Raw genomic sequence first — 6,481 nt, forward strand, 5'->3', positions numbered from 1 at the left:
CCTTTCTACAAATACTTCCTACATCAACTCAGAATTGTACAACTTTTACACTTCTGATGAGGCTATTCGGTTTATTCGAATGGTATAGCGAAGTGTGAATAGTTCAGGAGGTTTTATTATGGTTCAACGATTTTCACTACAGGCAGAAATATACGATGTGATTGAACAATTTAAGGCAACCAAAGTATTACAAACTCAGGCACAGCGCTATAATGTAAGCCCTACTCAACATGTTACTATTGTTATGAATGATCGTCATGAGCAGCGCGTCCTGCAGGATGCACGTTGGGGACTATTTCCTTATTGGGCGCGCGATGCAGTGAATACAACGAAGCAAGCTGTGCGCGGAAAGTCGTTTCTGTTTGAACTAGTGATGCGTAATCGTTGTGTAGTTCCTTGTACAGGTTTTTATGGTGCGAAGCAAGTTGGATTAGAAAGAGATCCAAGAGCTATGCATATTGTACTTCCAGGTAAACCGCTATTCGGTGTAGCAGGAATTTTTGATCGCTTTCGTAATGCACAAGGAGAAGAGATACGAGTATTCACGATGCTAACCTCTGAGACGACGGGAACTATGGCGAGTTGGCAGCCTAGTTTGCCAATTGTATTAGATGAAGAGGGAGTCGAAGCGTGGCTCGATCCTAAGGCACGTAACTATGATCTGCTACAGATGCATTTACCACATCTGGAAAGTTACATGTTAAGATCGTACCCTGTAACTAATGCTGTATATGATGATCAGTATGAATCTCCAGATTGTATACGTGAGCTTGGTATTGATTTTGCTTGAACTTCTCGAAATTTAATTACGAACAAAAACTGTGAACAGGAAAATCAAGATATGTGTTGTTAATTAAAACTACAATAGGCCTTTAAGTGAGATACTTGTACGCGAGCAGCTCACTTAAAGGCTATTTTTGTTTGCTCCGTAATCCGCGCTGAGAGCTCATCTGGCGAAAATACGCAGAAATCCAACGTATTCGCTTGATAGACTATAAAAACGGTTTGCCCCCCTAAATTTGGATACTCATTATGTTCAATCTCGATATGTATGTCTGTAGCGCCAAAATTGGCGTTACAGAGCGATAGTAGTTAGAAATATATGTCTGTAACGCCAAAATTGTTGTTACAGAACGATAGTGTCTTGAAATGTATGTCTGTAACGCCAAAATTGTTGTTACAGAGCGATAGTAGTTAGAAATATATGTCTGTAGCGTCAAAATTGGCGTTACAGGGCGATAGTAGTAAGAAATTTATGTCTGTAACGCCAAAATTGTTGTTACAGAGCGATAGTAGTAAGAAATTTATGTCTGTAGCGCCAAAATTGGCGTTACAGAGCGATAGTGTTCGTTTTTCTCATTGGAATTATACTACTAATGCTATAACGATAAATCCGAGTACAACAGCGATTGTAACAGTGATTTGTTATCGTGGCGCCCCCAAATGGAACAGCGAAGCACGCCCGTAGCGGTCTTAAACGTAGCCTTTAACCCACTCGTTCGTCGCATTAAACTAGCGCCATTACTGAGCTATAAGGAAACTGTAGTAGTAGCTTCAATATTTCTTATAGGAAAAAAGTTACAGTATTCATTGACCCTAGTTTCACTCTGTGGTAATTTGAAATGAGAGAATAATTCAGAGTAATATGCTAGGAATTAATTCATAGTATCGATGCGAGGTGTATAGATTGCAATTATTAGTCACGAACAGTCCGTTTTCTGAAGATCAGATTCAGCATTTGAATGTATTACTTCCTACATTAAGTGAAGCACAAATTCAATGGTTAAGTGGTTATTTAGCATTTTATCGTACGGGAATAGCACCAATCAATCTAAACTCTGCAGTAGCAACATCCGTTCCAGAAGCACCTGCTGCTCATCCAGTAATTACTATACCGAAAGAAGCGACCATTATATTTGGTTCTCAGACGGGTAATTCACAGCGTCTTGCGGGTAGACTTTCTGAGAAATTGAAAGCTATTGGTTTTGATGTAACATTGTCTGCGATGAATAAGTTTAAGCCTAATGATTTGAAAAAAGCTGTTAACTTATTCGTGTTAGTTAGTACACACGGAGAAGGCGATCCACCTGACAACGCGATTTCATTTTATGACTTCCTTAATAGCAAGCGAGCGCCTAAGCTAGATAGCTTGAAATATTCAGTGCTTGCACTGGGCGATACATCCTATGAATTTTTCTGTAAAACAGGTCAAGATTTTGATGAGAAATTACAACAATTAGGTGCGGAGAGACTTACAGAACGTGTTGATTGTGATGTTGATTTTGAAGAAGCAGCAAGCGGTTGGATCGATGCCGTTGTGAACAATATACAAGCTTCCAATGCGGTGGTAGCGACTACAGAGAATAAGATCTCTATTACTTCTCCTACTTCAGAGCATTCTGAATATACACGTAATCGTCCCTATCAAGCTGAATTGCTAGAAAGTATTAATTTGAATGGTCGTGGATCTGATAGAGAAACACGCCATCTTGAAATATCTTTAGAAGGATCTGGAATTTCGTATGAACCAGGCGATGCAGTAGGTATTGTACCTCACAATAATCCACAACTTGTACAAGAGTTGTTAGCAGCGTTTAGCTGGACTAATACAGCACCCATTACGAATAAAGAAGGGTTAACTTCAACGATCGAAGAAGCATTAACGACGCAATACGAAATTACTGTTCTATCGAAAAATCTGCTTGAGAAGCTTATCCCATACGCAACGACTAGTAAGTTTACCGAGTTACTAGCGGATGCAACGGCAGTGAAGGAATATGTAAAGGGTCGTGATCTACTCGATCTAGTCCGCGATTATGGTCCATTAACATTGCAACCGAGCGATGTTCCAACAACTTTACGAAAAATACCTGCAAGGCTATATTCGATTGCAAGTAGTATCAAATCTCACCCAGAAGAGGTTCATCTAACGATCCGAAAAGTACAATATGAAGCTCATGGTCGCGCTCGTGACGGCGTATGCTCTGTATATGTATCTGAGCGTTTGGAAGTCGGAGATAAAGTTTCTGTATTCGTACAATCCAATCCAAACTTCAAGTTGCCTACCAATGCGGATGCACCAGTCATTATGATTGGTCCAGGAACGGGAGTGGCGCCTTTCCGCTCTTTCTTAGAAGAAAGAGAAGAGACTGGCGTTGGCGGAAAAACATGGTTATTCTATGGAGATCGTCATTATGTGACAGATTTCTTATATCAGACGGATTGGCAACGGATGCTTGCTGACGGTGTACTAACGAAGCTTGAGGTAGCATTCTCGCGTGATATGAAAGAGAAAGTATATGTACAGCATCGATTATTAGAGCATGCTGCAGAATTATATACTTGGCTCGAAGAAGGCGCTTATATCTATATTTGCGGTGATGAAAAATATATGGCGCATGATGTACATGCAGCATTAATTCAAATCGTTAAGCAAGAGCGTAACGTTAGTGAAGAAGAAGCGGTTTCATATATAGCACAATTGCAGGAAGAAGAACGTTATCTTCGTGATGTATATTAATTATATAAACAATTAATCGGGTTAAAAATTAATGTGATAAAGTATGGTTGGCATAAGCTATCGGGAGGGATTCTCGCAATGACAAGCAAAAATAAGGTTGAACCAATTGGTGGAAAGCCAAGTGATGTAGAGGACTTAAAAGTAGAAAGTAAATATTTGCGTGGTTCATTAGCGGAACAGTTGAGAAATCGTGTGACTGGCGGCTTAACGGAACTAGATAATCGTCTATTGAAATTCCACGGCAGTTATATGCAGGATGATCGTGATTTGCGTAATGAACGTGAAAAGCAAAAGCTAGAGCCAGCATTTCAATTCATGCTGCGTATTGTTACTCCTGGCGGTGTAGCTACTCCTGAGCAATGGTTAGTGCTTGATGATCTAGCGCAAAAGTACGGTAATCATACGATGCGTGTTACAACGCGTCAAGCATTTCAAATGCACGGTATTTTGAAATGGAATTTGAAATCTACGATTAAAGAAATTAATGATTCGTTGTTAACGACATTAGCGGCATGCGGTGATGTCAATCGTAACGTAATGTGTAATCCTAACCCGCATCAGTCAGAAGTACATGAGGAAGTATTCGAAATGTCGACAAAATTGACAACGCATCTTGCTCCACGTACACCTGCTTATCATGAAATTTGGTTAGATGGTGAAAAACTTGAAAATCCGAATAAGCCTTATAGCGAACCGGTTGATCCGGTAGAGCCGATTTACGGGCATGTATATTTACCACGTAAGTTCAAAATTGGTATCGCAGTTCCGCCATCCAATGATATTGATGTATATTCTCAAGATTTGGGCTACATCGCTATCGTTGAAAATGGAAAACTTGTTGGTTATAACGTAACTGTCGGTGGCGGCATGGGGATGTCTCATGGTGATAATAATACGTATCCACAGCTGGGTAAAGTAATCGGTTTTGTTACGCGCGAACAAGTGCTTGAGATTGCCGAGAAAACTATTACGATCCAACGTGATTACGGAAATCGTTCTGTACGTAAAAATGCTCGTTTCAAATATACAATTGATCGCCATGGTCTTGATTGGTTTGTTGAAGAGTTACAAGAGAGACTGGGGTGGTCTTTACAGCCAGCGCGTGAATACCAATTTGAAAGTAGTGGTGACCGCTATGGTTGGTCGAAAAACTATGATGGAACGTGGAATGTGACTCTATTTGTACGTAGTGGTCGTATTGCTGATACAGAAGATTACGAGCTAATGACTGGACTTAGAGAAATTGCTAAAGTACTGAAGGGTGATTTCCGATTAACTGCCAACCAGAATATTATGATTGGTAATATACCAGCAAAGCAAAAAGCAACCATTGCGAAGCTACTGAAGCAATATCGTATTACGGTTGGAGAAGAGCTATCAGGTATTCGTCGCAATGCGTTATCTTGCGTATCTTTACCAACATGCGGATTAGCTATGGCTGAAGCAGAACGCTATTTGCCATCATTACTTGATAAACTAGATCCGATATTTGAGGAAAATGGTTTGCGAGATCAAGAGGTCAATATTCGTATGACAGGTTGCCCGAACGGATGCGCACGTCCCGCGCTAGGCGAAATCTCCTTTATTGGTAAAGCAGCAGGCAAATACAATATGTATTTGGGTGCCGCATTTGCTGGTGAACGATTGAATAAAATGTATAAAGAGAATATTGGTGAAGAAGAGATTATTTCAACCTTAAAGCCAATTATTGAGCATTATGCGAAAGATCGTGAACCGAATGAAAACTTTGGTGACTTTGTTATTCGTACACAATATATTAAAGCTACTACAGACGGAACTAATTTCCATAGCGCATAATTAAAATGAAAAAAGGTGCCTTGTATAAAGTTGGATAAACTAAACCAACCCCAATTACAAGACACCTTTTTTATTTTTTGTAGATAAGATTTTCATCTAGACTATAAAAATTAATTACATAGAATTAATTTTTATATGTGACTAAATGAGTTAAGTTATGCGTTGAGCAGACCATACAATACCATTACCAGTTCCACCCAAATCAAGTCCAATTGTTAGACCGTCAGCTTCATAGAATAAACCAACAGTTTCTCCTGCAGTTAATTCTACTTCTCCTGCCAATGTTACAGTACCATTTCCTAGAACTGCTCTTAAAGTTAGTAATAATGCGACGTTTACGTTTAATATAGGGAATAATCCACTGATTAGATCTGTAGTAGTAGGAGCTATTCGACGAATGACCAAGTAAGGATCTACGCCCGCACCTAGAGAAATTGTAAGCGCAGCAGTTGTTGAGTAGTTTATTGTTGCTTCGAAGTTGTATCTTCCTGTGGCAGGTACAGTAAAGGTTCCGGTAGTTGCGTCAAAAGCTCCTGAGTTGAAGTAAGGTGCAGCTACACTCCAGTCGTCAATTTGAGTCGTTCCGGCAACAGCGAGAGTACTATTAAAGGCTGAGAAACCTTCGATAAACCCAGTGCCAGTAGCACCAGTGGCACCTGTCGCACCAGTAGGTCCAGCATCACCAGTAGGTCCAGCATCACCAGTAGGTCCAGCATCACCAGTAGGTCCAGCATCACCAGTAGCGCCAGTCGCACCAGTAGGTCCAGCATCACCAGTAGCGCCAGTCGCACCAGTAGGTCCAGCATCACCAGTAGGTCCAGCATCACCAGTCGCGCCAGTCGCACCAGTAGGTCCAGCATCACCAGTCGCGCCAGTTGCACCAGTAGGTCCAGCATCACCAGTAGCGCCAGTCGCACCAGTAGGTCCAGCATCACCAGTAGCGCCAGTCGCACCAGTCGCACCGTCAGCTCCAGTAGCGCCAGTCGCACCATCCGCGCCAGTCGCACCAGTTGCTCCAGTCGCACCATCCGCGCCAGTCGCACCAGTTGCTCCAGTCGCACCATCCGCGCCAGTCGCACCAGTTGCTCCAGTCGCACCATCCGCGCCAGTCGCACCAGTTGCTCCAGTCGCACCATCCGCGCC

General features: G+C 41.7%; 4 protein-coding genes and 1 pseudogene. 4 read left to right on the top strand and 1 reads right to left on the bottom strand.

What is annotated here, in order from left to right; all coding sequences use genetic code 11:
• The first annotated feature begins 118 nt into the window (after positions 1 to 118).
• From AC1TO5_RS06685 to cysI, 4 genes are all read left to right on the top strand, one after another.
• Positions 119 to 790: an SOS response-associated peptidase gene (locus tag AC1TO5_RS06685; RefSeq protein ID WP_482062026.1), complete on the top strand. Its 672-nt coding sequence runs from the start codon at positions 119 to 121 to the stop codon at positions 788 to 790.
• A 414-nt stretch (positions 791 to 1,204) separates the two neighbouring features.
• Positions 1,205 to 1,468, top strand: coding sequence for a hypothetical protein (locus tag AC1TO5_RS06690; protein ID WP_482062027.1), 264 nt, complete (start codon positions 1,205 to 1,207; stop codon positions 1,466 to 1,468).
• 219 nt (positions 1,469 to 1,687) lie between these two features.
• Complete coding sequence (locus AC1TO5_RS06695) at positions 1,688 to 3,520, top strand: assimilatory sulfite reductase (NADPH) flavoprotein subunit (protein WP_482062028.1); 1,833 nt, start codon at positions 1,688 to 1,690, stop codon at positions 3,518 to 3,520.
• Positions 3,521 to 3,598: 78 nt separating this feature from the next.
• Positions 3,599 to 5,338 (top strand): assimilatory sulfite reductase (NADPH) hemoprotein subunit, encoded by a 1,740-nt coding sequence (gene cysI / locus AC1TO5_RS06700; RefSeq protein ID WP_482062029.1) that lies wholly within the window; start codon positions 3,599 to 3,601, stop codon positions 5,336 to 5,338.
• Positions 5,339 to 5,488: 150 nt separating this feature from the next.
• On the opposite strand, the pseudogene AC1TO5_RS06705 reads toward cysI, so the two are convergent.
• A pseudogene (locus tag AC1TO5_RS06705) lies at positions 5,489 to 6,481 on the bottom strand (collagen-like protein); the annotation flags it as partial.

The organism is Paenibacillus sp. Y930, from assembly GCF_056786375.1.

What these genes read in the sequence shown, in the direction of transcription:
- AC1TO5_RS06685 (WP_482062026.1), top strand. Translation starts at nt 119, where the DNA reads ATGGTTCAACGATTTTCACTACAGGCAGAAATATACGATGTGATTGAA.
- AC1TO5_RS06690 (WP_482062027.1), top strand. Translation starts at nt 1,205, where the DNA reads ATGTCTGTAGCGTCAAAATTGGCGTTACAGGGCGATAGTAGTAAGAAA.
- cysI (WP_482062029.1), top strand. Translation starts at nt 3,599, where the DNA reads ATGACAAGCAAAAATAAGGTTGAACCAATTGGTGGAAAGCCAAGTGAT.